General features: G+C 68.3%; 24 protein-coding genes. 19 read left to right on the top strand and 5 right to left on the bottom strand.

Annotated elements, in window-relative coordinates:
* The first annotated feature begins 158 nt into the window (after positions 1–158).
* Together JOB34_RS15760 and JOB34_RS15755 are read left to right on the top strand one after the other, a co-directional pair.
* Positions 159–800, top strand: a complete 642-nt coding sequence (locus tag JOB34_RS15760; protein WP_208053589.1) for a helix-turn-helix transcriptional regulator — start codon at positions 159–161, stop codon at positions 798–800.
* 80 nt (positions 801–880) lie between these two features.
* Positions 881–2,044: an MFS transporter gene (locus tag JOB34_RS15755; RefSeq protein WP_347813893.1), complete on the top strand. Its 1,164-nt coding sequence runs from the start codon at positions 881–883 to the stop codon at positions 2,042–2,044.
* Here the strand turns inward: JOB34_RS15755 and JOB34_RS15750 are convergent.
* Together JOB34_RS15750 and JOB34_RS15745 are read right to left on the bottom strand one after the other, a co-directional pair.
* Complete coding sequence (locus JOB34_RS15750; protein ID WP_208053587.1) at positions 2,029–2,340, bottom strand: helix-turn-helix domain-containing protein; 312 nt, start codon at positions 2,338–2,340, stop codon at positions 2,029–2,031. The two genes, JOB34_RS15755 and JOB34_RS15750, sit on opposite strands and share 16 nt — an antisense overlap.
* A 363-nt stretch (positions 2,341–2,703) precedes the next feature.
* On the bottom strand, positions 2,704–3,036 hold the full coding sequence (locus JOB34_RS15745) for a hypothetical protein (protein WP_208053586.1): 333 nt from the start codon (positions 3,034–3,036) through the stop codon (positions 2,704–2,706).
* Positions 3,037–3,471: 435 nt separating this feature from the next.
* Here JOB34_RS15745 and JOB34_RS15740 point away from each other — a divergent pair, with 435 nt between their 5' ends.
* The 15 genes from JOB34_RS15740 (at position 3,472) to JOB34_RS15670 (ending at position 19,834) form a co-directional block, all read left to right on the top strand.
* A complete protein-coding gene (locus tag JOB34_RS15740; protein WP_208053585.1) occupies positions 3,472–5,199 on the top strand; it encodes a hypothetical protein in 1,728 nt (575 codons plus the stop codon).
* Between the two features lie 2 nt (positions 5,200–5,201).
* Positions 5,202–6,335, top strand: coding sequence for a lytic transglycosylase domain-containing protein (locus JOB34_RS15735; RefSeq protein WP_208053584.1), 1,134 nt, complete (start codon positions 5,202–5,204; stop codon positions 6,333–6,335).
* 2 nt (positions 6,336–6,337) lie between these two features.
* Positions 6,338–6,991 carry a hypothetical protein gene (locus tag JOB34_RS15730; protein ID WP_208053583.1) on the top strand — a complete coding sequence of 218 codons (654 nt, stop codon included), beginning with the start codon at positions 6,338–6,340 and terminating at the stop codon, positions 6,989–6,991.
* Between the two features lie 42 nt (positions 6,992–7,033).
* Positions 7,034–8,530 (top strand): ATPase, encoded by a 1,497-nt coding sequence (locus tag JOB34_RS15725; RefSeq protein WP_208053582.1) that lies wholly within the window; start codon positions 7,034–7,036, stop codon positions 8,528–8,530.
* Positions 8,527–9,207, top strand: coding sequence for a DUF6668 family protein (locus JOB34_RS15720; RefSeq protein ID WP_208053581.1), 681 nt, complete (start codon positions 8,527–8,529; stop codon positions 9,205–9,207). Before JOB34_RS15725 ends, JOB34_RS15720 begins: the two co-directional genes overlap by 4 nt.
* Positions 9,207–9,404: a hypothetical protein gene (locus JOB34_RS15715; protein ID WP_208053580.1), complete on the top strand. Its 198-nt coding sequence runs from the start codon at positions 9,207–9,209 to the stop codon at positions 9,402–9,404. Before JOB34_RS15720 ends, JOB34_RS15715 begins: the two co-directional genes overlap by 1 nt.
* On the top strand, positions 9,401–9,601 hold the full coding sequence (locus JOB34_RS15710; protein WP_208053579.1) for a hypothetical protein: 201 nt from the start codon (positions 9,401–9,403) through the stop codon (positions 9,599–9,601). Before JOB34_RS15715 ends, JOB34_RS15710 begins: the two co-directional genes overlap by 4 nt.
* A 283-nt stretch (positions 9,602–9,884) precedes the next feature.
* Positions 9,885–10,187 (top strand): hypothetical protein, encoded by a 303-nt coding sequence (locus JOB34_RS15705; protein ID WP_208053578.1) that lies wholly within the window; start codon positions 9,885–9,887, stop codon positions 10,185–10,187.
* Positions 10,188–10,231: 44 nt separating this feature from the next.
* Entirely contained in the window at positions 10,232–11,011 is a 780-nt protein-coding gene (locus JOB34_RS15700) for a hypothetical protein (protein WP_208053577.1), read from the top strand.
* Positions 11,012–11,106: 95 nt separating this feature from the next.
* Positions 11,107–12,576, top strand: coding sequence for a hypothetical protein (locus tag JOB34_RS17940; RefSeq protein ID WP_208053576.1), 1,470 nt, complete (start codon positions 11,107–11,109; stop codon positions 12,574–12,576).
* Positions 12,569–14,098 carry an SCO6880 family protein gene (locus JOB34_RS15690; RefSeq protein ID WP_208053575.1) on the top strand — a complete coding sequence of 510 codons (1,530 nt, stop codon included), beginning with the start codon at positions 12,569–12,571 and terminating at the stop codon, positions 14,096–14,098. The genes JOB34_RS17940 and JOB34_RS15690 overlap by 8 nt, the downstream gene beginning before the upstream one ends.
* Positions 14,098–15,807, top strand: coding sequence for a hypothetical protein (locus tag JOB34_RS15685; RefSeq protein WP_208053574.1), 1,710 nt, complete (start codon positions 14,098–14,100; stop codon positions 15,805–15,807). Before JOB34_RS15690 ends, JOB34_RS15685 begins: the two co-directional genes overlap by 1 nt.
* Positions 15,808–15,937: 130 nt before the next feature.
* A complete protein-coding gene (locus tag JOB34_RS15680) occupies positions 15,938–17,647 on the top strand; it encodes a type IV secretory system conjugative DNA transfer family protein (RefSeq protein WP_208053573.1) in 1,710 nt (569 codons plus the stop codon).
* Entirely contained in the window at positions 17,644–18,138 is a 495-nt protein-coding gene (locus JOB34_RS15675; protein WP_208053572.1) for a DUF4913 domain-containing protein, read from the top strand. The genes JOB34_RS15680 and JOB34_RS15675 overlap by 4 nt, the downstream gene beginning before the upstream one ends.
* Positions 18,131–19,834, top strand: coding sequence for a hypothetical protein (locus JOB34_RS15670; RefSeq protein WP_208053571.1), 1,704 nt, complete (start codon positions 18,131–18,133; stop codon positions 19,832–19,834). The genes JOB34_RS15675 and JOB34_RS15670 overlap by 8 nt, the downstream gene beginning before the upstream one ends.
* Before the next feature lie 83 nt (positions 19,835–19,917).
* Here the strand turns inward: JOB34_RS15670 and JOB34_RS15665 are convergent, their stop codons facing one another.
* The 3 genes from JOB34_RS15665 to mobC all read right to left on the bottom strand — a co-directional run bounded on the left by JOB34_RS15665 (position 19,918) and on the right by mobC (position 23,042).
* The gene (locus JOB34_RS15665) at positions 19,918–20,727 is read right to left on the bottom strand and encodes a hypothetical protein (RefSeq protein WP_208053570.1); all 810 of its coding nucleotides are present in this window, start codon (positions 20,725–20,727) and stop codon (positions 19,918–19,920) included.
* Between the two features lie 141 nt (positions 20,728–20,868).
* On the bottom strand, positions 20,869–22,614 hold the full coding sequence (locus tag JOB34_RS15660) for a hypothetical protein (protein ID WP_208053569.1): 1,746 nt from the start codon (positions 22,612–22,614) through the stop codon (positions 20,869–20,871).
* Entirely contained in the window at positions 22,611–23,042 is a 432-nt protein-coding gene (mobC, locus tag JOB34_RS18210; protein ID WP_208053568.1) for a plasmid mobilization relaxosome protein MobC, read from the bottom strand. Before mobC ends, JOB34_RS15660 begins: the two co-directional genes overlap by 4 nt.
* 394 nt (positions 23,043–23,436) lie before the next feature.
* Here mobC and JOB34_RS15650 point away from each other — a divergent pair, with 394 nt between their 5' ends.
* Together JOB34_RS15650 and JOB34_RS15645 are read left to right on the top strand one after the other, a co-directional pair.
* Positions 23,437–23,733, top strand: coding sequence for a hypothetical protein (locus JOB34_RS15650; protein WP_208053567.1), 297 nt, complete (start codon positions 23,437–23,439; stop codon positions 23,731–23,733).
* Positions 23,726–23,995 carry a hypothetical protein gene (locus tag JOB34_RS15645; protein WP_208053566.1) on the top strand — a complete coding sequence of 90 codons (270 nt, stop codon included), beginning with the start codon at positions 23,726–23,728 and terminating at the stop codon, positions 23,993–23,995. The genes JOB34_RS15650 and JOB34_RS15645 overlap by 8 nt, the downstream gene beginning before the upstream one ends.
* The last annotated feature ends 99 nt before the right edge of the window (positions 23,996–24,094 follow it).

Genomic DNA, 24,094 nt, shown 5'->3' with positions numbered 1-24,094 from the left:
GACGAGGTGCTGTCCCAGGGGACGAGTGGGTCAGCCGCCGGTGCCGCGAGTCATGCACTGCATGATGCGTTTCTCCAAAGGTCGAAGGCAGTTCATCGGTACGACAAAGAGCTGTCGCACCGATCTTATGAGCGGTGTCCAGGCTTACACTCCTGTGGATGACCGGCGATGACCAGCAGACGCGGGTGAGCAGCGCCGGCGAAGCGTCGACGCCGGATCTGACACCTTCCAACATGGCGGTGATGGCTCATCCGGCGAGGTGGGCCATGTACTCACTGCTTAGGGGGCTCGGCCCGATGCGCGCCTCTGACGTGGGAGCTTCGGCGGGGGTACGCGAGGAGCGTGCCGCGCTGCGGCACCTGCGTGCGATGGAGTCGGCGGGGTACGTGAAGCCCTTGAACGACCATTCGTCGGCTCGCTTCCAACGGTGGGAGGCCCTGCCCGGTGGGGTGGTCCTCGATGAGGCAATCGGTAACAGCGAGTACAACGACGCGGCATTACAACAGTGGGCGACGGTCTACCTCGCCTCGTTGACAAGCAATGTGCGCAAGTGGGCGGGGGATGAAGAAGACAAGTGGCCTGCGAAATGGCGGGACCACGTGCTCGTGTGGGACCAATGGCTTCATCTCAGCGGTCCCGACGAGATGGAGGAGTTCCACAACGGCCTGCTTGAGCTATTGAACGAATGGCGGCGCCGATCACGTGATCGAAGCGACCAGATGGACACGGCGGCAATGCGCCAGGGTCTGACCCCGGTGTATGCAGCGGTTCAGGCTGTCCCGCTGCGCTGGCCGCAGTAGAAGCGACCGGGGGGGGCGTGGCGACGAATTGGACCGTGGGAGAGGCACTTAGAGCGAGGGGCGTTCGCCCCTTCTTGACAGTGTTCCTCCTGGACGGGTTAGCGGATCTGCTGTGGTGGATCAGCCTTGCCTGGGTGACCTCCTCGAAGGGCGCGGCGGGCGGTTTGGTGCTCGCGATCGTCGGGGTGGTCACAGCTGTCGCCATTGTTCCTGGAGGCCACCTCGCGACCCGCGTTGGTCCGGCGAAGGTCGCTAGGTGGTCGATACGGGTTCGCGCGGCGGTGCTGCTGTTGTGGGGGATGGGCGTCGTGGCCTCAGGCGACAAGGCCAACCTCTGGCTGGTCGCCGGCCTTGCCATCCCTCTAGCGGTGGTTGACGGCTACCACCTGCCAGCAATGGAATCCGTGCAGCTGGCGCTGTTGCCGGCTAAGGCGCAAAGCGTCGCGACGGGACTTGAGCGACTGTGTAATCGTGTTGCGCAATCGGGCGCAGCATTTCTCGCCGTGATTTTTTTGGATCCCGGCCAGGTGGCCGTAGTCAGTGGTGTGCTGCTGCTGCTGTCGATCCCCCTAATTCGTCGCTTTGCGCCGCGAGAGATAGACGCGGAACCGCCTGAAGAGGCGGCTACGTCTTTGCTCGCCGGTATTCGCTCCGTCGCTCACGATCGGGTTTTACGAATCAGCGTTCCGGCTCATGGTGCATACAACCTGCTCACCGGGGCGTTAATGCTGGTCCTACTGCCGCTGCTGGTTCGCTCGGAGGGGTGGGGACCTCAGGCGTACAGGTGGATTGCCGGCGCCTGGGGTGTGGGGCTGCTCATTGGCACCGTCGGCGGTCTGGTTTGGCCGAATTTCCCCCGCAGGGGCCGTCCCGCGGCTGCCATGCTGCTAGCGGCCGCGGTGGGAGCTGTGAGTCTGACGTTGGCCTGGAGCCCGGTGGCGGTGGGCGCCGCTGCTGCTGCAGCGGTCATGGGTGTCTTGTCAGGGCCGATCGGGCAGCTGATGCAGGGCCTGATCCGTGAGCGCGCCGCGGACCTACCCGAAGGGCCATCGGTCGTTGCCGTCGGTACTTTCGCGATCGTGGGTCTTGACCCGTTGGGGTTCGCCATTGGAGCAGCCGCCGCTGCGCTCTTGTCAGCACGGTGGGGGTTCGCGACGGTGGGTGTGGTCATTGTGGCGCTGGGGATGCGAGCAGGCGTGTCGCGCAGGCTCAGACGGCTCCCGCATTTTCAGCGGCCGAGGTAGATGCCGATGTAGTCGATCTCCGTTTGGAGGAACCAGCCCAGCGGGACATCGCACGCTGAGGCAATCGCTGCCACGGTCAGAATTGTCGGATTGGGTTTGGCCTGAATCCTGCCGTTGGCCCGCACTACAGGGGTTCCGCTGGTGAGTGCCGCGATCGACTTCGGATGCATGTGCAGGCCGATCTCAGAAAGACGCTCGGCCAGCTGTGCCGCGGTGAGGTCGGCGTGGTCCATCGCGTCCTGGAGGCGTAGCCCGAAATCGGGGATGAGGTCCCACACCTTGGGTTCAGTTTTCATGGGAATTTATATCTTCTGACCGCTTCTTGACCAAAAGCGAACCAAAGCCACTCCTTAGGTCGTTGACCACGGTGCTTGTGGGTGATGCACTGTCTCTACGTGCACATCGTAGAACATTTAAGTTCCAAGGAGCGGGATGGTCAACTTTGAGCCGGCAGATGTCGGCGAGGTCGTAGGGGAGGAAGTCCCGCCCAGTCTGCGCACGGCCATGACTCGGGGAGACCTCTTGTCAGCGGCGTGCCGTGCCGTGGGCGTTGACGATGGCGGCCGCGGCCAGGCATCGATCCTGGAGCAGCTGAACGTGTCGCTGGGACTGCGCGTGCCAGCGAGTCTTGCTGAGCGGCTGTTGCTGGCTGGTGCGTCCTAGTGGCCGTCATCGACCACTCGCTTCCGCAGCGAGCCGTACGTTGTGACGGCGACCTTGATGTCGTTACGTGTGGTCGCATCGAAGAAGAATCTGTGGTCGATGGCGTAGACGCCGGCAATGTCCCACAGCAGACGCGCACCGATTGCGGGCTTCGCCCCGCGGTGGATCGCCGACAGGTGGCCGGTAGAGATCTCCATGTCTGGGTCGATGCGCAGAATGGCGTCGCGCAGCGCGTCATAGGTGAAGTAGTCGCCACTGGCGCTGGGGACGTTGCGCTTAAGCCACATCAGGTTTTCCGCCAGGTGTTGTACCTCGCCGGACGTGGCCATTCGCTCTGCTCCCGTCCCATGTTCAACGCTCGTACCGCGCCTGCAAACCCTGCCATATAGGCACGTACTCGAAGCCAACCTGTTCAACACGCGGTCTTTTGCGGCCGGCATAACGATCAAATGATCGTTATGCAAATCAAATGATCGGATTAGAGCCCTTATGGCAGCCCAGCCAGACCCTTGGAACCGTGGTGCAGGCACCAGGTGTGGCTGCTTGCGCAGCTGCTCAGACAGTCCGCCCCAGTGCACTCCGCGTGCCGAGAAGCGGATGCGCCCCCTAGATGCCCTGGCGGGCTCGATCGGAGCCTTGGTTGCTTTCTCGGCAGCTGAGGCTTCGATTGCCCGCCAGGGCCTACAGACCACCCGCCAGCTGATGACCTGCGGTGGCCCTGTCATGAGCGGGACGCCAGGCGCGCCGCGGTCGACAGGCCGGTCGTGACCGCCGACGGGTTCGACCCAGCACGGGTACCGGCGTACCCGCAGGTGCGGATGAGCCTGGTCCGTGGCCAGGTCACGGTCGACGAGGAGCCGGTGACGGTTCCGCCGGGGATGACCCCGCAGGAGGCGGGGGTTCAGCTGGTGGCCGCTCGGGCTGCGGCCCGTGAGGGGTCCATTCAGGCGATCCGGGCGATTGCGGAGGACGAGGCGGGCAACACCTGGCCGATGGTGATCGATGCCGATGGACAGGTGTGGCCGATGACGGAGTCATGGGGCTCTGCCGAAGCCTCGGGCGCTACCCAGCGCAACGGTCAGAAGCGCACCGGGGTGCGCGTTGCGGTGCTGGGCACGGCGGTCGTCCTGGTGGGGGGCGGCATTGCCGGCGTCGTCCTCGCGCATCACGGTGGTGCGCCGGCTCCGCATCCTGCGGTGACTCGGACGGTGACTCCGTCGGCGACGCCGACGGAGTTGCCGGTGGCCGCTCCGGTGGGCTGGTCGCCGCAGGCCGCCTGGTCCTCGGCGGCTGTGGCGTCGGTGGACGCGACCCAGCAGAGCGCGTCACCGGTGGCGGTGAACGGTTCGTTGATCTACGCGGTGACGACCCGTGGCAGCGGGGACCTGGCGCTGACGGCGTTGAGCACCCGCAGCGGCGCCCCGGTGTGGATCAAGGACCTGGCGGGGTCCTCGGTCGCGGCGGGCCCGGCGCTGGGACGGGTTGCGGGGGTGCCGGTGGTGATGGTGGCCACCGACACAGACGTGAGCGTTTGGTCGCTGACCGGGCAGCGGTTGGGGGAGTGGCCGGTGCCCACGTCGGGCACGGACACCGCGGTAGTGCTGACCCCGGCGGGGCCGATCATTCCCCGGTCACAGACCACGGTCTCGATCGTGGGCCTGGGCGGCAAGCTGGTCACGCGTGCGTTGCCCCCGGGCGGTCGGGCGGTGGCGATTCTGCCCAAGGACACGTTGCTGGCCACCGATGGCTCCGGGCACGCCTGGCGGGTGACCTCACCCACCGTGGCGGGTAACCCCACCACGTTGCCGGCCCCGAAGGGGTGGACCGGCGGCACGACCGTCGCGGTCACCGACACCACGCTGATCCAGCAGTGGACCCCTACCAAGGCCACTACCACCGGAACGGTGTTGCTGCGCGCGACCGCGCTCAACGGTTTCCGGGCCGGGTGGACGAGCGAGTCGATCGACACGCAGAACGCTGCGTCACCGTTGCTGGTGTCGCCCTCGAGCACGGTCGGGGTCCTGGGCTTCTCAGTGGTGGACCTGCACACCGGGGCCGTGCACCCGCTGCCGGCCGGGTGGACCGCGCAGCAGGCCGGCGACCGCGTGATCTGGTGCAGTAACGCTGATCAGCAGACCGTCGCGGCATCCACGACGGGTGCTCCGCTCGGTGGCGCGAGCACCGGCACCACGTCAACGCTGAGCAACGCGAACGGGTCCACAGGCGCCACGGATCCGGTCACTCCGGCCGGTCTGGTGGGCACCTCAGCACTGGTCATCGGCTCGGCCGACGACACCCCCCGCCTGTACCTGCTGCCCAGCACCACACCTGCTGCACCCTCAGCGTCATCGACACCTTCGAGCGTGCCGTCGACGACGGTGGCCCCGACGCCCCCGGTGAAGCCGACCTCGAGTACACCGGCGAAGAAGCCGACCGCGAAGGCGACGAAGAAGCCATCAGCGACGAGCTCGACGACCGCGGGTGGGAAGTAGACGTGGGCGGCAAGGGCATCGGGGGAGCGGTGCTGGGGGTCGCAGCCATCCCGGTCATGGTGGTGGTCGCTGTCTCCGGTGCGTCACCCACACCCCCGGCCGCGCCGGGTGGGGGTCTGAACTCGGCCGGGATCCCGGCCAACCTCGTGCCGTTGATCCAGGCCGCCGGAACCGTGTGCCCGGGGATCACCGCACCGGACATCGCCGCCCAGCTGAAGGCAGAGTCCAACTTCAACCCCAACGCGACCAGCTCGGTGGGTGCCCAAGGCATCGCGCAGTTCATGCCCGGGACGTGGAAGACGTGGGGGCAGGACTACGACCACAACGGCACCAACTCACCCCTGGACCCCGGCGACGCGATCCCCGCGCAGGCGCACTTCATGTGCGCCCTCTACGCCCAGGTCAGCACCCTGCTGAAAACCGGCTCAGTCAAGGGTGACCCGAACGATCTGGCGTGGGCGGCGTACAACGCCGGCCTGGGCGCGGTCGCCGGCGCCGGTGGTGTCCCGCAGAACGGGCAGACCCCGGCCTACATCGCCACCATCCGCAAATACCTCGCCCTGTTCACCCTGCCGGGCGGGGGCCTGGCCGCCGGGGCGTCCCTGGCGCAGACGGTGCTGGCGTACGCGTGGCCCACCAACCAGGGCCAGGACCACCTGGCCCAGATGCCGCAGTACGCGGCCGCGGTGAAGGCGGCGGAGGGCAGCGGTCACTTCTACGCCCACCAGATCGGGGAAGTCCCGGTTGGGCGTCCGGAGGGGGACCACTGCTCGGCCACGGTTTCGTTGATCGCGACCACCGCCGTGGACCCGACGTACAACAACTCGGGTCTCACCGCCCAGGGCGCCGGGTTCGTGCCGGTCCAGGAGGCGTGGATGGCCGCGCACTGGCAAGCCCTCGGCTCCGCCTCGTCGCTGAACTTGTCGCAGCTGCGCCCCGGGGACGTGGGCATCAGCAACGGCGGGGGCCTGACGCACGTGTGGATGTACGTCGGTTCGGTCCCGGGGTTCGCCGGCAACTTCGTGGAGGGCTCCTACGGCTACCCCGGCCACGTCGGGTTCGCACCCCAGGCCCGGCAATCCTCCACCGTGCTCTACGCCGGTCACCCCGACGCCGTCTACTACCGGAAGAAGTGACCATGCGCGCTGCACGTACGTCCGTCGCGATCGCCGCGGCGATCAGCACCCTCGCGGTCGCTGGGTGCGCCGACAAGGCCACCAAGACACCAGTGACGGTCACCGTCACCCCGTCACACGCCCCGCCGTCGTTGACGAGCAGCTCGTCGACGCCGACGATCCCGACCACGACCCTGCCCTCCGGGCGGGCGGGCACCCCGCGTGGCGGGGCACCAGAGCTGGGCGGGGTTAACCAGAAAGACGCCTCCGCAGTCGCGGCCGCGGTGATGCGGGTGTTCGCCACCCAGGACACCGCAATCGACACCACCACCCTGGACGCGGAGCGGCGGGCGGAGCCGCTGCTCGGTGCGCCGCTGGCGGCCGCGGTCACGGCGCCCTTGTCCGGGAACGGCGGCGGGGGAGCGGCCTGGACGGTCCTCACAGCGCACCACGGTTGGACCACCGCGGCTGCGAAGGCCGTCCCGATGACCGACGTACCGGACCAGACCGGGGACAGCCCCACCCTCGCGGTCCGGCAGATCGACGTCACCACCACCGGGCACGGCGTAGGGAACTGGACCAGCAAGGCCACCACCGCGGTGTGGATCGTCACCTGCCGGCGCACCTCAGCCACTGGCCCGTGGCGCGTGACCCAGGTCTACGACCAGACGCCCTGAACACACCCACCAGCTGCAGCAGCACACGACGAGGAGAAGCCCATGACACAGGACATCCAGAACGGCTCGACCGGTACGACGCTCATGCTGATCATCGGGGAGAGTCAGTTCATCCTCGACGGCCAGGTCATCCGCGTCGACGCGGGAAGGAGCGTGCATCAGGCCGCGATCGCCTACATTGCCCAGGCCGCGTCGGGTCCGGTGCAGGTGACCGCCGTCGATGACGGTGGCACCCAGCAGCTGCAGGTCGGTCCCGACGGATCCGTCACGTCCGTCGGGACCGCACCTGTGGGGCAAGGCGCCGAGCGGGAGGGGTCGGTGACCCCGACCGGTCAAGGGCCTACAACCTCAACCGACCGGGGCGTGCCCGCCAAGAGAGCCATCTCGCCAACGGGCGAAACACACGGTAACGCCCCAGACTCGGCGCACAGCCCTACAGCCGCACCGGACCCGCAACCGTCTGATCAGAATTCGCGTACGCCGTACGCCAACGATGCGCGTACACCGTACGCACCGGCGACCGCACAGCCTGTCGCAGCAGTGGCCCCACAGGAGGTGCCGCAGTCCCGCGCGGAGCGGCGGGCGTCGATGACATTCCTTCCCGGCACGGACGAGGCGTTCTCCGGGATGGCCACCCCGGCCAAGGTCGGCGGGTGGCACGGGTTCCTGCAAAGCATCGGCCTGGAGAAGAAGGTCAAGGGTCCGACCCCGGAGCAGATCACCGAACGCGCGGAGCTGCGGGCCATCTCCCAGCACTGGGCCGGCCCCCGCACGATCGCGATCGTTAACCCCAAGGGCGGCGCCGGCAAGACCCCGACCGCGGTGCTGCTGGCGGCGATGTTCGCCCGCTGGGGCGGCGCCGGGTGCTTGGCGTGGGACAACAACGAAACCCGCGGAACGATGGGCTGGCGCACCGAACAAGGCCCCCACGAGGCCCATGTCCGGGACCTGCTCGGCGCCGCCGATGACCTGATGCGCCCCGAGGCGCGGGCAGCAGACCTGGCCGCGTTCGTGCACCACCAGACCGAGGACAAGTACGACGTGCTGCGATCCAACCCGCGCAGCATCGCCCCCGAAGAACGACTCACCAGTGCCGACTTGGACGCGTTGCACCGGGTCGCAGCCAGGTACTACCGGCTGATCTTCATCGACTCCGGCAACGACGAGTCCGCGGCGAACTGGCTGCGGATGATCGAGCACACCGACCAGCTGGTGGTGGCCACCACGACGAGGCCCGATCACGCCGAAGCCGCCCGGCTCGTGCTGGACGACCTGCACGCCCAAGGCCAGGCCGCCGCCCAGCTCGCGGACGACGCGGTCGTGGTGGTCGCCCACGCGGACCAGAACGAAGCCCCCGGCGGGGAGTACCTGGCCCGGTTCGAGCAGCTTGCCCGAGCGGCGGCGCCGATCCCGTACGACCCCGGGATGCGCGCCGCGCACCTGCGCCTGGACGGGCTACGCCCGGACACCCAGGTCGCGTGGCGGCACGCCGCGGCGCTGGTCGCCGGCGGGCTGGGCACGCAGGGACAGACCGTATGAGTGCGATCTGGGAGGGCTGCGGCGTGCCGGGGAGCGTCTTGTTGTCGCGCGGTCGGAAGGACCCGGCACCGGTCAACCCGTTCCTGCCCGCAGCTCCGCCTCCGGAGCCCGTGCAGGAGGCCATGCCGGTCGACGAGCTGCTGGGGGAAAACCTGCAGGCCACCGGCCCAGCACGCCCGTTGGGGATCCAGGCACCCGCCGGGGCGTCGCTGCCGCGATTGTTCGCCGGCCCCGAGGCCCGCACGCACGTCGTGGGTCTGCACGGCGGCGCGGGTGTCACCACGGTGGGGCAGCTGCTCAGTGAAGCCATTGCGGTCGACGCGGGCACCAAGGTCCCGCTCGGCGGGACCCCCCGGGTGCTGCTGGCCGCCCGTACCCACGCCGCAGGGTTGGCCGCGGTGCAACGGGCCGGCCAGGTCTGGGCCGGCGGGCAACTCTCCGACGTTGAGCTGCTGGGCCTGGTCCTCGTCGACGACGGACCCCGGATGAGCAAAGCCCAGCTGGCTGGGTGCCGTCAGGTGATGCAGATCCTGCCGCGCACGTGGCGGATCGGGTGGGTCGAACCGTGGCGCACCCAGACCGTCCCGGAGATCTCCGCCGCCCCGTTACGGGTACGCCGCACCGTCAACCAGCTCCGCGCCCTATGCGTACCGGCCGCCACGGAAAGGACGACGTGATGCACCTTGTCTGGCTGATCATGGGTTGGGCGTCCGCTGGGGTCGTCCTCGCCGCAGGCGGCACGCTGATGTGGCTCAACGCGACGGGCAGGCCACGGTGGGACACCCCCAACCCGCAGCGACGCCTTGGCGACGTCGCAATGGGGGCCTTTCTTCTCACCGGCCCCATCACGCTGCTCTGGGTGGTGGTGCAGTGATGTACCTAGTCCTGCTCGTCGTGGAGTTCGCTGCCGCGGTGGTCTTCCTAGGCGCGACAGGCACGATCGTCTACAAGGTCGCGACTGGGCACACCTGCTGCTTCGGTCCCGACCCGACGGCCCGCCTCACCATTGCCGCGGTCGCCGCCGTTCTTATCGCGAGCATCAGCGCGGTCCTCAGTCTGGTGGTGCAGTGATGGGCCAGATGCACGCTGCGACGCAAACGTCGCACCCCACGGCATCAATGATCCTTCTCCTGCTCGCGGCCCTGTCGGGTGTTGTTTTGTTCATCACGGTCCTGGTGGTGACAACCACCGCGGGCGAAAACGGCGGACGCCGCCGCTGGTGTCTCAGAGCCGCCTGCTCCGCGTTCGTCATCGGCCTCACTGCGACTTTCGTGGTGAACCTCTGGTCGCCGCAACCACTCCCACACGTCAAGTCGCACTCAAAGTTCACTACCTCAACTGAAGGGAATTTCTCATGAGCACCACCACCGTCACCACCCGCACCGCTGCCAGCATCACCAGCCGCCTCTCCGCATCGGGGATCCAGAAGCCCCCCGGTGTCGATGGCCTGACCAAGGTCGTCGGCTGGTCCATGTGGGCCGTCGCTCTGCTGTGCGTCCTGGGGTTCATTGGCGGCATCGCCTACCTGGTGATCGGAATGATCGAAGGCCGTGAAATCCACGGCGTGAAGATCATCGGCATCTCCCTGGTGGGAGCCGTTGTCGTGGGGTCTGCGACCACGTTCATCGCGACCTTGACCGGCGTCAGCATCGTCTGACGGATTGACCGCACCACTCACCGGCAACTCTGGAGGAGGCGGGCATGGCTCGCGACAACGACGAGAACGACGACATCACCGCCGGCGGGGGGATGGCCAGCTCCCCGCTGTGGTGGGGAGCAGGCGGCGTCATCGTCCTGGTCATCGCCGGCCTGCTCTGGATCCTGCTGAGCGGCGGCGGCGGGTCCGGGTCGACGGCGACACCGACCCGGACCGTCACCGCCACACCCACGGTCGGCGCCACAGGCGCCGGCCCCCTGTCGGGCACAAGCACCCCGACCACCGCCCCCGCGGTGGGCGGGTGCAGCGTTCCCGGCGGGAACACACTGGTGCCAACAGCAGCGATCCCCGCGACGTGGAAGCTGGTGGGCTCGTTGGCGACTCCGGTGTCGGGATCGGCGGGGCCTAAGAAAATCAACGGCCCCGGAGGCACCCTGCGGTCTTGTTTTCAGGATTCACCTACCGGAGCGGTGATCGCGGCGTTCAACATCAGCTCTGCGGGCACAACCTCGAACGCGCACGACGCGCTGATGCTGAATTACACCCCGGGCCCAGGCCGTGATGCAGCGGACGCGTTGCCCGCAGATGCCTCGAACGCTGTGTACTCCGGGTTTTTGACGCAGGCCTGCACCCAGTCGGAGTGCTTGGTGAAGATCGTCCTGACGGTGCAGGACATCTACGTCGAGCAAACGCTGCCGATGATTTGGTCCGGCGGGGACTGGAAGGTCAACGGGCAGGTCACTGGCGTGGCCAACGCCGTCCAGGTGCCAAGTCTGAGCCCTTACATCCCGATGAGCGCATCCAACGTGGGGCCCACCTCATGATGCCGGGACCAGCACCCGCGAAGTTCTGCTACGACCCCATCAACCCACTGACGTGCATCACGAAATCACTGGCGAAAACCGGCTTCCAAGAGGTCGTGGCAGCCTTCGCAAACGGCGCCCAGGCGATGTTGAAGACGGTGGCGACGTTTTGGGTGAAGGTGCCCGATCCGCAGCTGGGTGCGTCCACGGCCTCGGGTGGTCAGATCGCGTCGTTGGTGGGGGATGAGTCCTACATCCTCGCAATCCTGGCCACGTTCGGGTTCATCCTGGCCGTGGGACGGTTGGTATGGACCAACAAGGCCGCCCAGTCCGCACGCGAGATCCTGCGCGGGCTGATCGTCCTCACCGTGGCCTCGGCGCTGACCACGGCGATGTTCTCGATTTTCCTAGACGCCGGCAACGGGTACTCCGATTGGATCCTGGAGCAGGCCACGGGCAAGAACACTCCGGGTGACGCGTTCACCGCCATCATCAACGAATCCATCAATGCCGGCGGGGGCGCAGAGGTCAACAACGCCCTCGGCGCGTGGTTCTTGCTGTTCCTGCTGCTGATCCTGGCCTCCTTGATGCAGATCGTGTTCATGGTGGTCCGCGGCGCGGTGATCTACGTGCTCGCGGTCTTCATCCCGGTATTCGCCGCGGACTCCTACTCCGAAGAGGGCTGGGCACGGTTCAAGCGGGCCCTGATGTTGATGTTCGCGTTCACCATCTACAAACCGGTCGCGGCCACGATCTACGCGACCGGATTCAAGCTGCTGCACTCACCCGGGGACAGCGACAAGACCACCGCGAGCCTGATGAACGGCATCTACGGCATCACCATCCTGGTGCTCGCGGCGCTGGCGTTGCCGTCGCTGATCAAGTTCCTGGTCCCGATGGCCGCGATGGGCTCCTCCGGTGCCTTCTCCGGCGGTGCAGCGCTCGGCGCCGTAGCGACCGGTGCGGTCGCGATCGGCACCATGGGCGCCTCGGGTGCGGGAGCCGCCGCCGGTGCCGGTGGCAGTGGTGCCTCCATGACCGCCGGCTCCAGCGGCGGCGGCATGACCGGTGGCGGTCTTGCCGGGGGTGAGGGAGCCGGCCCGAAGGGCGGCGGCGGTTCACCTGGTGGTGACGGTGGCGGCGGCTCCTCCGGCGGTGGTGGCCTGCCTGGTGGTGGCGCCCTGCCGGGTGGGTCTGGTGGCGGTGGCGACTCCGGCGGTTCCGATGACGGGGGCGGCATCGTCCCCTCTGACGACGGCGGCAGCGCACCGAGTGGCGGCAGCACTGGCTCTGGTTCCTCGAGCGGGACGTCCTCCAGCGGCGGCGGCACCGGATCCTCCAGCAGCCCCAGTTCCTCCGGTGGTGCGCCCACCGGCGGTGAATCGGCCGGTGCGGATAACGGTGGTTCGACGCCGGCCGGTTCCGGTGCAGTGCCGTCGGGCTCGACCAGTGGTGGCGGTTTCAGCGGCGGTGGCTCCTCAGGTGGGGGCACCGCGGCACAGCTGGGCGGCCAGGCCGTCCAGCAGCTCAATGACATGGCGCAGGGCGCCGTTCCTGACGGAGCAGAAGAGGTGGGGCATGAGTGACGTCACGGCATCTGAGGGTTTGGGCCCGAAGCGGGTCACGTACGGCAACCTGCGCCAACCGAAAGTGCCCGGGTTGTTCGGGCTCCCACCGGTGTTCCTCGCCGGGGTCGGTGTCGCCGCGCTGGTGTTGATCGGGGTCAGCATCAGCGGGCACCTGCTCCTGGGGCTGGGACTGATCCTGGTGACCCTCGCGGTGTCGGGCGTGATGCTGATCCCGCACCCGTCGGGGTTGAACCCGTACGTGCGCACCGCCCGGTGGGCCCGTCACCGCCGCGCGGAGAAGGCCGGGCTGACGATGCTGCGCCAGGGCCCGGTCGGGCACGCACCCGATGGAAAGGTACGTCTGCCGGGGTTGGCGGCAGCGAGTGAGCTGACGCAGTGGCGCGACTCGTTGGGCCAACCGTTCGGGCTGATCAGCATCCCGTCGACGCACCACCACACCGTGGTGATCGAGTGCCACGCGGCTGGGACCGGGGGAGTGGACCAGCACGTCATCGACTCTCAGGTCGCCCATTGGGGCGCCTGGTTGGCGGGGTTGGGTCAGACCGGGGACATCGTCGCCGCGGCGGCCGTGGTCGAGACCGCCCCGGACACGGGGCACCGGCTGCGCCGGGCCGCGTTCGCTGACCTGGACTCGACGTCGCCGGCGTTCTCCCAACAGGTCCTGACCGATTCGGTGAACGGGTCGGCCGGGTCGGCGGTGATCACCACACGCCTCACTGTGACGTTCACCGGGAAACCCTCCATCGAGGGCGCCCGGGCCAAGGCAATCACCACGGCGCAGATGGCCGAGGAGATCGGCACCCGCCTCCCGTCGCTGCTGGATGGGTTGAAAGCGACCGGCGCTGGTACCGGATGCCGCCCCTGCACCGCGCAGGAGCTGGTCGATACCGTCCGCGTCGCGTACGACCCGTCCGTGGCGGCGGATGTGGAGGAGGCCCGCACCAAGGACGGCACCGGCCTGTCCTGGGACCAGGCCGGACCGGTCGCCGCGCACGCCGGATACGACCACTACGAGCACGAATCCGCGGTCTCCTGTTCGTGGCAGATGACCGCGCCACCCCGGGGCGTGTTCTACGACTCGACGTTGGCGGGGTTGTTGGCGCCGCACCGGGACTTGACCCGTAAGCGGGTCGCGATCCTCTACCGCCCGCAGACCCCGGAGCAGTCCGCCGCGGCGGTGGACCGGGACGTGAAGAACACCACCTGGGCAGCCTCCGAGGGCAAGCGGGTGACCGCCCGGAAGGGCAGCGACGCGAAAGCCGCGTTGAAAACTGAGCAGGAGGAGGCTGCTGGGGCCTCCTTGGTGCGGTTCGGGATCGTCGTGACCGCCACCGTGTTGGACCCGGAGCTGCTGCCCCTGGCCCGTAAGACCGTCGCCTCCTCGCTGGCCGCGCCGGCCCGATTGCGGCTGCGATCAGCGAAGGGCTCCCAGGACGTGGCGTTCGCCGCATCCCTACCCATCGGGCTGGTGCTGCCGGAGCACATGACGTTGCCCACCAGCATCCGAGAGGCCATGTGATGACCACCAACACCGAGCCCACCCGCAGCACGGCCGACCCCGCCCCTAACCCGTTCGTGGACAATTTGTCCATTAGCGCAGCGGGTAGCGACGAGCGGGCCACGGAGCTGCGGGCCGCGGGGACACGGCGGGGCTGGCGTGCCGCGGGGGCGACCCGCGGGGCGCAGAAGGCCGCGCAGCGCAAGTCCGGGCTGTTCAGCGGGATCCGCGCCCGGCGCGCGGCGAACATTGCCGCACGGCCGGTCGCACCGGGCAAACGCGGGTGGCCCGGCAAGGGCGGCGGCTCTGCAGTCATTGTGGATTCCCCACCGGAGTGGCGCGGGTCCTCGGTGCAGGTGTGCGGGCTTTGGCCGTTCTCGGCCGGATCCGGCACCCCTGTCGTCGGCGTCCCCCTGGGTCGGCACCTGCTGACCCGGGGCACGGTCTGCGCGGACCCGGTCACGTGGTTCTTGAAGCGGCTGATCAACAACCCCAGCGGTTTTGTCCTCGGACGACCCGGACTGGGCAAGTCCTCCCTCGTCCGGAAGATGGCCGCGGTCCTTCCCGCGTACGGGGTACTGCCCATCGTGCTGTCGGACCTGCGCCCGGACTACACCGACCTCATCAAGGCTCTGGGCGGGCAGGTGATCAAGGTTGGCCGCGGCGAGGGCAACGTCAACCCCCTCGATGTCGGACCACTGGCCGCCCGGATCGGTGAGCTGCCCGAGCAGCTGCGCCGCAAAGCCCACGCCGACCTGGAAGGGCGGCGCCTCAACGTCGTCCGGGGGTTGTGTGAGCTGTCCGGGTCGGAGCTGTTGGACCACGAGGTCAACGTCCTGTCCACGGCGCTGCGGCTGGTCGACCCCGCCCTGACAGGTCATGCGGTCATCGCCGACCTGCAGACCACCATCGAGGCGCGGCCTGATGCGCTGCGCGCGATCGTGCAGGACCGCGGCGAACCCGGCCGGTACGCCGACCGCACCCAACGGCTCGTCGACGCGCTCCTGACGTTGGGGGAGGACGGCCCCTACGGGGACACGTTCGCCCGGGTCACCAGCGAGCCGATGATGCTGGACCGGGCGGTCTCGTTCGACATGTCTGCCGTTGAGGACGACGACCAGGTGCTGCAGGCCGGGCTGCAGCTGGTGTGCTGGTCCTACGGCTCCGCCGGCGTGAGCGCGGCGAAGTACCTGGCGGACGCGGGCCTGGCCGAGCGGCGGGTGTACCTGCTGGTGATGGACGAGCTGTGGCTGGCGTTGAACGCGGCGACCTTCATGGTCGACCGGGTCAACGCAATCACTCGCCTGAACCGGGCACGGATGATCGGGCAGTTGCTGATCACTCACACCATGGACGATCTCGTCCTAGCGACCGAGGCCGCCACAAAGAAGGCGTGGGGGTTCGTCGAACGCTCCGAAATGGTGTTCCTCGGCGGCCTCGCTGAGGGGGAGATGGGCAACCTGACCAAAGTATTCGGGATGTCTCGCCGGGAGCGGGAGATGATCACCGACTGGTCGATGGAGGGCACGGTCAACCCTGAGACGGGTCAGGCCGAAGCCGCGCCCGGGCAGGGCAACTTCCTACTCAAAACGGGAAAGAAGCCCGGCATCCCCTTCCACGTCGAGCTCACCCCTGCGGAGCTGGCGATCGGCAACACCAACGCCGCCTGGCAGAACCTGCAGGAGACGTGGTCCTCCCGCGAGACCACCGACACCGAGGTGGGCGCATGAGCGTCCAGCCCGGCGACCGGTCAGCGGCGCAGCCGCAGCCCACCGTGCTGGACCGGCTCCTAAACCGCTTGGGCCGATGGGTTGTCGGGCTTCTGCACCAGTCCATTCACCACAACGGAGGTCACCGGCGATGAGCAACCGACCGAACAAGCGATCCGACCCAGGCCAGTCGCAGGCCGGCTGGGTCATCGTGATCGCTCTCATCACACTCGCCGCGCCCGCGTATGCCGGGTGGCTGCTGGGTGGGCGCAGCTGGTCGACGACCGCGATCGCGGTCACCGCGGCGCTCTATGCGTTGTTGGTTGTTGTGTTGGTCCTGGTGCTGCTGTTGGTCCGCAAGTACCGCAACGGGCGGGAGTGGACCGATGACCGGGCGCAGTCGATGTCTTCGCGGCGCGATATCGCTCCGTTAACGCAGCGGGAGGTCGCTAAGGACACCGCCCGGCTGGGTCCGCAGACCATCAAGGCCGGGACCGGGGTACGGATCGGAACGGCGATCCGCACCAAGCAGCCGTTGTACGGGCCGTGGGAATTCACTCAGCTGTGGTTCATGGGTCCCCGGATGGGCAAGACCACCTCGCAGTGCATCCCGCACATCGTGGCCACCGGGGGCCCGGTGCTGGCGACAGCGAACAAACCGGACCTGCTGAACGCGACCCGCGGCCCGCGCAGCGAGATCGGCCGGGTGTGGATTAGCGACCCCCAACAGATCGCCGGAGAGCCGCCCAGCTGGTGGTGGAACCCGTTGTCGTACATCACCGCCGGTTTCGGGGCAGTCTCCCGGGCCCAGAAGCTGGCGGGTCTGTTCCAGGCCTCCTATGCCTCCCCGAACGCCTCCACCGACGCCTACTTCGGCCCCGGTGGCGAATCGCTGCTGTCAGACCTGCTCCTCGCCGCGGCGCTGTCCGGGGAGCCCATCACCCGCGTGTATGACTGGCTGACGTTCCCCGATGGGGAGGCGGGGATCCCGAACCCTGTGGAGCTGCTGCGCCAACACGGGATGGATATGGCTGCGACCGCGCTGACCGGACACATCCGCAAAACCGCCAAGCAACGCGACGGGTTGTACGGCACCGCTCAGGGCATCATGCAGTTCCTCCGCGAGCCGGAGTTCTTGCCCTGGATCACGCCCACCGGCCCGGACGACACCCGCCGGCAGTTCGACCCGGTCCGCTTCGTCACATCCCGCGAGACGCTGTACCTGTTGTCCCAGGAGGGAGCCGGGTCAGCCAGGGCTATTACCGCCGCGCTGGTGAACGCGGTGTTTGCGGCGGCTGAGGAGAAGGCCAACGCCAGCCGCGGTGGCCGCTTGCCGGTGCCGTTGTTGTGCGAGCTGGACGAGGCCGCGAACATTTGTCGGCTGCCGCAGCTGCCGGAGGTCTACTCCCACTTCGGCGGCAAGGGAATCATCCTGGTCACGATCTTGCAGTCTCGTGAGCAGGGTGTGCGGGCGTGGGGCGAAGGCGGCCTGGAGTCGATGGTGTCTGCCGCCTCGATCATGGGCATCGGCGGCGGTATCCGCGACGATGACCACCTTGCGGGGATGTCGCGCCTCATCGGTCAACGTCAGGTGCTGCGGCACTCCACCAGCAGCGGCACGCGGGGGCAGCGATCCTCCTCCCGTGACGTCCGCGAAGAAGCGATCTTCCCGGTGGAGGACTTGGCCGCGTTCCCCCGTGGCCGCGGCGTGGTGTTCATCGCCGGGACCCGCCCCACGCTGGTCAGCCTGGACCCTTGGTATGACCAGGACCCGGTGGCCGCGGCGAAGATCACCGCCAGTATCGAGTGCTACAGCCCGGTCGACGAGGCTGAGGATCTGCTCGGCGGTGCCGGGCGATGACCCGCATGACACCCGCGAACGGCGCACCCGCCAGCACCAGTGCGCTTTACACAGGCCTGGGCGCGGCAGCTGACCACATGGACGACCAGCTCACCGGATCCTCCTCGCCGCCGGATGCGGACGAGCCACAGCGGTGGTTTTCCGGCGTCGACACTTTCGTCGACGAGTTCGTGCTGCCGCAGTGGCGCTACCGCCTCGATACCGAGGACGTGCGCTGGTGCGCCCGATGGTGGGAGCACACCGCCGCTCTGGGTCGCCTGGAGGCCTTGTGGGAGGCGTTCGAGGCGATGCGCCTGGAGGGCGGCGCGAGCCTGTCGACCTGGTACCGCAACCACTTCGACGTGCACATGACCGTGCTCACCCAACGCAACGGCGTCTTTCACCGGTGCTCGGCCGAACGCGGCGTCCACGAACAACCCCCGGTCTGGCCGCACGAACAGGTGCCACCGGGGTTCCTCAGCACTGGTCCTATAGGAGGCAACGATGAGTGATCACCTCGACGAGGTCGGCGCCGAGCTGGACCGGATGGTCCGCTCCAGCGTCATGGCCGTCTCCCAACTGGGCGATCACATCGCCCGCCGGTTGACCAACCAACGCCAGGCCGCCGCAGCGGCCGCCCGCGAACAGTTCCTCACCGCGCGTGACTCCGCCCGCTCGGTGTACCTGCCGCTGACCCAGGACCGGGCCGGTTCCCGGGCCACACCAGCCCAGCTGCACCGCGGCTGGACGACCGCCCAGCAGTGGGCCACCCGGGACCCGCAAGCCTCCGCCGCGGCCGCGGCGATCGCCGACCGCTTCTCCGACCGGTTCGGGGTGGCACCAGATCAGGTCCTCCCCGGCACCTGGCAGCGCACCACCGAACCGGCACAGGCCGCACAACCGCTGACCCGTGACGCCGCGGCGCAGCTCGCCCACGATCACGCCCCGGGGTACTACACCCGCCACCACCCAGACCGCACCGACGTGCCCGACGGGCAACTCCAAACGGACTGGGAGCACTGGCGCGAGCACGGCGACCTGCCGACCCGCTCCGTACGGGAGGAATGGGCCCGGCACACCGGCCAGCTGGGCGACGCCCAGGCCGCCCGCGATGCTGCCGCACCCGCGGAGCGTGACAGCGCGTATGACGCCGCACTAGAGCAGGCGTGGGCCAGCTCCGCGCAGCTCAGCGACGCGCAGGTGCTGTCCCTGGCACAAGAGCACGCGCCCGCCTGGTACCAGCGCCACCACGAGGACGCCCTGGCCACCGACGACGGTGCAGCACAGCTGCGCGCCGACTGGGAGCACTGGCGCGACCACGGGCAACTACCCGAGGCTGCACGCCACGAGGAATGGGCCAGCTATGTCGGCCGCGGCCAGGAGTTCGCCCCGGACGGGTGGGCCAGCCCGCAGGAGCGGGAAGCCGCGCTGCAGCAGGTATGGGACGAAGGCCGCGACGAACGCGGTCTGCTGGAGATGACCGCGCACCTGGACCGGATGCGCGAGGCCAACCTGGACACCGACCAGGTGAGCGCCGAAAGCCTGTCCGGAGATCTCGAACAGTTCCGTCTCGACCAGCAGGCCGCGCGGGGCGTGTACGCGCCGCTGCTGGAGCCTGCGGCGTTCGCCGGCGCGGACCAGGCGGCCGCGCTACGCGCGTGGGAGCAGGCCGCCGGATGGGCGGGACAAGACCCCGCCGCCGAAGTCGCCGCAGCGCAACTGGACCAACAGTTCCGCACCCGCTGGCAGACATCCCCGATGGAGTACCTGCTGGACCAACTCGGCGACCAGGCCGCCAATCTGACCGAGGACCAGCGGGCAGGCGCGGCGTTGGACGCCGCGGCCGCTGACCGCGCCGAAGCCGAGCAGCAGCGCGGCGTGGCCGAAGAGATCCTCGACACCCCGCACACCGCCGGTGAGCACCAGGACGCAGACCAACGCCTCGAGCGCGCCGTCGACCTCGACAGCGCCGCCGCAATCGCGGAGGAGTCGGTGCCCTACAACCGAGCCGACGAGTCCGAGCTGTACGCACCAGGTGTTACCGACCAGGCCCGTCAGGCACGTATCGAGTCCGCGGCCGGGTTCTCTCGGTCCACCGACGACATGCTGGCCCGTCACGCCCGCAGCTCTTCGCGCACCAAGGATGAATCACCCGCGAAAGCGACCCTCAGCCGCGGCCGGGGCACCGAGCAGGACCTCGGAAGGTAGCGACCACCGGGCCGTCTCACCGGCGCCGGACGGCGCAGCTTTGGATCGTTTTGTCCTTGAGTGACCGGGGACCGCACCGCGTATTAGCTCACCACATCGTCCGGTGGGTTCGCGACATGTTGAAGCACCTGGGTGACGTGGCTGCTGAGTCCGTCCAACAGCTCCAGGGCGCCTACAAAGTTGCCGTCGATCGAGAGTCCAGTCTGAAAAGTCAGGTTGAAGGTTCCTCCGATCCTCTTGATCGGATCCACAGTGCGGCCGCGCAGGAGAGTGGCACCGTTGACAAGCGCCTGGTCGACGATCGTCATGTCGGGAGGCGCATTACGGGCAGCTGCGGCCCCGTCGTGGAACTCAACGGACTGCTGTATTTCGGTACGGGTGGGCTCTACCTGCGCTGCGAGCGACAGTCGGTGTTTGTCCTGGATGTCCAGCCTGTGCAGCAACAGCAGGCCATCCTGCTCACGCTGCGATTCCGGCCAATTAAACGGTTGGCACTCTTCAATGCGAGCAACCACGTCAGCGGGGACCGCGGGGAGCGATCGTGCCGCCGCATCCACCCACGACTCGCGCTCAACCACAACCGGCCACATCAGCCGCTTCTGCTCTTTGCCTGAAAGTGTCTCCACCTCGGCCAGCGACCAAACCAACACATCAAGCGCCGACCGCAGGTTGTGAAGCGCGTCCCCGAGGATCAAAGACCATTCCTCTAACGGCGGAGAGTGGCGCATCTGGACCCGCACTTCGTAGCTCAGCCGGTCATCTGCGATGTTTCCGTCGTACTTTGGCGGGGACGTGCCAGCCCATGCCGCGATACGGCCCACGAGGTCATGCCGGTGCTGCTGGGCGCGTGCAAGTTTCGCGTCCGCCCACTTCGCTTGTGCGGTTTCGCCCATGGGTCTGATTCTGGCTCACCCCGCCGACACTGACGGCGACCATGAGGTACGGGCGACCCCACGCAACGCCCGGCACGTCTTGATCCGCAGCAACGGGATCTGCAGGTACGCACCGCGCAACGATCACCGCGACTGTGGTCTCTACATGCCTTGATCGTTGTCCTGCGTGCGGGCATTTGCATCGATCACGGTCGGTTGGGCGGTGTCCTCAGACGCCACGGCTTTGCCGGCTCCCAGGTGCGGTCTGGTGGTTCCTGGGCCCCGAGCGGTCAGCTTGCGAGCATCGGCCCGGATGTCGGCCGGGATCTCCTCCAGCCGGGCAACCTGCTCGAACCGGTTCGTCGCGCCCCCTACGGCGGCTGGCACCCCCGCCAGGGTCCGAGTCGCGGCCACCATCTCGTAACGCGCCGCGTGCGCGTCCTGGATCGCCTTTGTGGTCCGTGACATCTGCTGCATGACCGCCATCCATCCCCGGGCCGCATCAGTGCCTCCAGCGCGCAGCGCGAGGTTCAGATGGCGGGCCGCCAGCTCGGCCTCACTCAACCCGGCGCGCGGCACCGGTGGGGCATCGGCACGGTGCGCTGGCACTGCCAACGACACCCGCGCGAACCGATCCGCCGCGCGGCCCAGCTGCACACCCTCAGGCCCTGCCAGGCCCGAGGCCACCAAACTCATCGTCCCCGCAGCGTGAGCGGTCTCCCGCTTCCACGCTGCCCGGTCCCGCACGTCCGTGCCGGCCAGACGGTCATTCCACGCCGACAGGTGCGCGGTGGCCTCGCGCAGGTGCCCAGGTGCGTCTTGAGCCGCAGGCAGGACGGGGACCTCCCCGCGCCAGATCGCCATCGCCGCTTCCCTGGACTCATCAGTCTCATTCCCGGTCCACCGGGCCCGCAGCTGCGGCAGCGTCAGGTCCGGTGCCAGCTTCTTGCCGCCGTACCGCACCCGCTCATCCGCGCCCGCCGGCGACACCCCGTCGGGCACCGGCACCTGCACCGAATACCCGACGACGTCGGTGCGTCCACCAGCCGCCCACCGCGGTTCGATATCGATCCCACGCTCCAGCACCCCGTACAGGAACTCCGCCTCCGTCGTGGCCGCTTGCGCGGCGCCGCGCACTACCCGCTGCAGATGCACCCGGTCTGGTTCGACCTCGTGCGCACCCACGCTCTGACGCTGGTTGGCGCGCCGCAGCTCGCCGCGCACATACCCCGGCAGGCCGACCGGCTCCCGCGCGTCCCGCTGCTGCTCGGCCGACAACGCCGGATCGTGCAATGGGCGCAGGAAGTCATGGCGTGCTTCCAGCTCACGGCGTACCCGCTGCGATTCCTTCTTTGAGAACGACGTGCTGGCCCACCCGCCGTCCTCTCGCACCAGGTTCACCACGACGTGAATGTGGTCGTTACCGTGCTCGGACTCACCGTGGTGGAAGGCGACCCACGTGCATCCCACGCCCGGGCCACCCTCGGTGAAACCCATCCCGTCGACGTACTCCGACGCCACGGCCTGCCACTGCTCGTCGGTCAACGACGGGTCGTCCGCGTGCAACGACAACGCCGCGTGGAACACGTGGTCACGCCCCGACCGCTGGGCGTCCGGACCGGTCAGATTGCTACGGGATATACCACCCGAGCCTGCGCCCACCGAGGCCAGCTGCTCGGCGTACCGGGCACGCCACGATGACTCGACCAACCGGCCCAGCTGCGTGGCCTCTTTACTCGTCAACTCACCAGACCATTCCGCGGCCAGCGATCCTGACCCCGCCACCAGGTGAGGGTTGGTGTGCACGTTCGTGCGTCGCTCGTCCTGCTCGCCCCGGGCCGACTGGCTGAACCCGTACCGCATCAACCCCGGCGCGTCCTTGCCGGTGTTCAACACCCGGATGATCACGTCAACTCACTCCCGGGCAGCCCCTTCAACAGTTCGTTGAGACGGCCGATCTGTCGTTCCAGCAGGTCGACCGCACCCGCCAGGGCCGCGCCGTCGACGTCATCTGTAGCGTTCGCGACTCGCGCAATCTGGTTGATGTTCGTTGCGGCGCCGGCCAGCAACCGGCGCACCCCGTACAGCTCCAAATGCACCTGCTCCACCCGTGCCGCCGCGACCACGTCACGGGCGAACACCGCCCGCGCGTACAACCGCGGGACGGTCACCCCCTGGACCTCTGCGAGGGACTTCACTCGCACCCACTCCTCATCGGTGTGGGTGATCACCACCCGGTGACCCCGCGGCCCGCCGCCGGCGTTCGCGCGCCGATACCGGCGCAACACCCGCGGCCGCGACCCCTCGTCGGAACCGTCAGCGATGTCACCAGACACGCAGACCACCCCTCTCCGACGATCGTCCGAACCCGAAGGGAACGGACCTCAACAACCGCTTGTGCCTGTCCAGCATGTCCCAAGATCCCGCCAGGCGCCAGCCCCAGGGATCATTTAATGCACATAAGTGCACATCTTGCTCCCGCCGTTGACGTCGCCGCGTTACTACACCTGACGGTGCGGTCCGGGAAAGCGGCTGGGGACGACAGGGGTATCCCAGCGTGACAGGAACGCGACGCCCCGGCGGCTCCGTTGTGTCGGCGCGCACGTTTGCAGGCAGCTGGGGGGGCTTCACATGGGGGCACGTCGCGTATGCCTCCAGGCGGTGACACGTGATAACGCGGCAAGGTATCAACCACTGTGCGGAGCTGGCCATCGCTCTATCGTGAGGTGCATGACTGAGATCACCGACAAGGCCCAGGAACTGCTCGCCGGACGTATCGACGCTGTCGGCAAACTCAGCGAACGGCAGCACGCGGCGACCCGGGCACGTGAGACCGCCGACGCCGCCGAACGTGACGCGGCCGCGGCCTGGAGCGATGCCACCCAGGCCGGGTGGACCTCCACCGAGCTGCGCAAGCTCGGCCTGGCCCAACCCACCACCCGCCGCGGCGGCCGGCCCAAGTCCACCCGCACCAGCAAGCGACCCGAACACACCGCGACGGACACCTCCAGCAGCAGCAATGGCTGACGACCCGGCCTCCCTGTTCTGGGGAATGGGCATCGACCTCGAACTCACCAACGCCCTGACCGTAGCCCTTGGCCAAGTCGACCAAGCAGCCGCCGACAACGGCCGGATGGTCACCCAGGTCTCCCACACCGTGACCGTGCTACCCGGCAGCCACCCCATCGTGCAAGCCGGGTTCCAATCCATGCACGACCACAGAAAACCCGCCAAGGGCAAGGACTACGCAGTGGTGACCGTCACCGCCACCACCATCTCCCGACCCTGACACCCACCCGGTTACTAGCTAGGGTCTGCATCGGAGTTCTGAGCGGGGACTCCAGGCCGTACGGCTAGCCCAGGCCACCCAGGGACCCTCGTAGGGCTA

Origin of the sequence: Allobranchiibius sp. GilTou38, assembly GCF_017565325.1 — a bacterium.
Classification (GTDB): Bacteria; Actinomycetota; Actinomycetes; order Actinomycetales; family Dermatophilaceae; genus Allobranchiibius; species Allobranchiibius huperziae.
Note: the sequence above shows the minus strand (reverse complement) of the source record. Positions and strands in the feature narration are given on the sequence as shown.

Excerpts from the sequence above, each read along its gene's own strand:
- JOB34_RS15645 (WP_208053566.1), top strand. The coding sequence starts at position 23,726 with ATGGCTGACGACCCGGCCTCCCTGTTCTGGGGAATGGGCATCGACCTC.
- JOB34_RS15705 (WP_208053578.1), top strand. The coding sequence starts at position 9,885 with ATGAGCACCACCACCGTCACCACCCGCACCGCTGCCAGCATCACCAGC.
- JOB34_RS15675 (WP_208053572.1), top strand. The coding sequence starts at position 17,644 with ATGACCCGCATGACACCCGCGAACGGCGCACCCGCCAGCACCAGTGCG.
- JOB34_RS15750 (WP_208053587.1), bottom strand. The coding sequence starts at position 2,340 with ATGAAAACTGAACCCAAGGTGTGGGACCTCATCCCCGATTTCGGGCTA.
- JOB34_RS15680 (WP_208053573.1), top strand. The coding sequence starts at position 15,938 with ATGAGCAACCGACCGAACAAGCGATCCGACCCAGGCCAGTCGCAGGCC.
- JOB34_RS15665 (WP_208053570.1), bottom strand. The coding sequence starts at position 20,727 with ATGGGCGAAACCGCACAAGCGAAGTGGGCGGACGCGAAACTTGCACGC.
- JOB34_RS15730 (WP_208053583.1), top strand. The coding sequence starts at position 6,338 with ATGCGCGCTGCACGTACGTCCGTCGCGATCGCCGCGGCGATCAGCACC.
- JOB34_RS15715 (WP_208053580.1), top strand. The coding sequence starts at position 9,207 with ATGCACCTTGTCTGGCTGATCATGGGTTGGGCGTCCGCTGGGGTCGTC.
- JOB34_RS15725 (WP_208053582.1), top strand. The coding sequence starts at position 7,034 with ATGACACAGGACATCCAGAACGGCTCGACCGGTACGACGCTCATGCTG.
- JOB34_RS15745 (WP_208053586.1), bottom strand. The coding sequence starts at position 3,036 with ATGGCCACGTCCGGCGAGGTACAACACCTGGCGGAAAACCTGATGTGG.
- JOB34_RS15720 (WP_208053581.1), top strand. The coding sequence starts at position 8,527 with ATGAGTGCGATCTGGGAGGGCTGCGGCGTGCCGGGGAGCGTCTTGTTG.
- JOB34_RS15760 (WP_208053589.1), top strand. The coding sequence starts at position 159 with ATGACCGGCGATGACCAGCAGACGCGGGTGAGCAGCGCCGGCGAAGCG.
- JOB34_RS15650 (WP_208053567.1), top strand. The coding sequence starts at position 23,437 with ATGACTGAGATCACCGACAAGGCCCAGGAACTGCTCGCCGGACGTATC.
- JOB34_RS15685 (WP_208053574.1), top strand. The coding sequence starts at position 14,098 with ATGACCACCAACACCGAGCCCACCCGCAGCACGGCCGACCCCGCCCCT.
- JOB34_RS15670 (WP_208053571.1), top strand. The coding sequence starts at position 18,131 with ATGAGTGATCACCTCGACGAGGTCGGCGCCGAGCTGGACCGGATGGTC.
- JOB34_RS15700 (WP_208053577.1), top strand. The coding sequence starts at position 10,232 with ATGGCTCGCGACAACGACGAGAACGACGACATCACCGCCGGCGGGGGG.
- JOB34_RS15690 (WP_208053575.1), top strand. The coding sequence starts at position 12,569 with ATGAGTGACGTCACGGCATCTGAGGGTTTGGGCCCGAAGCGGGTCACG.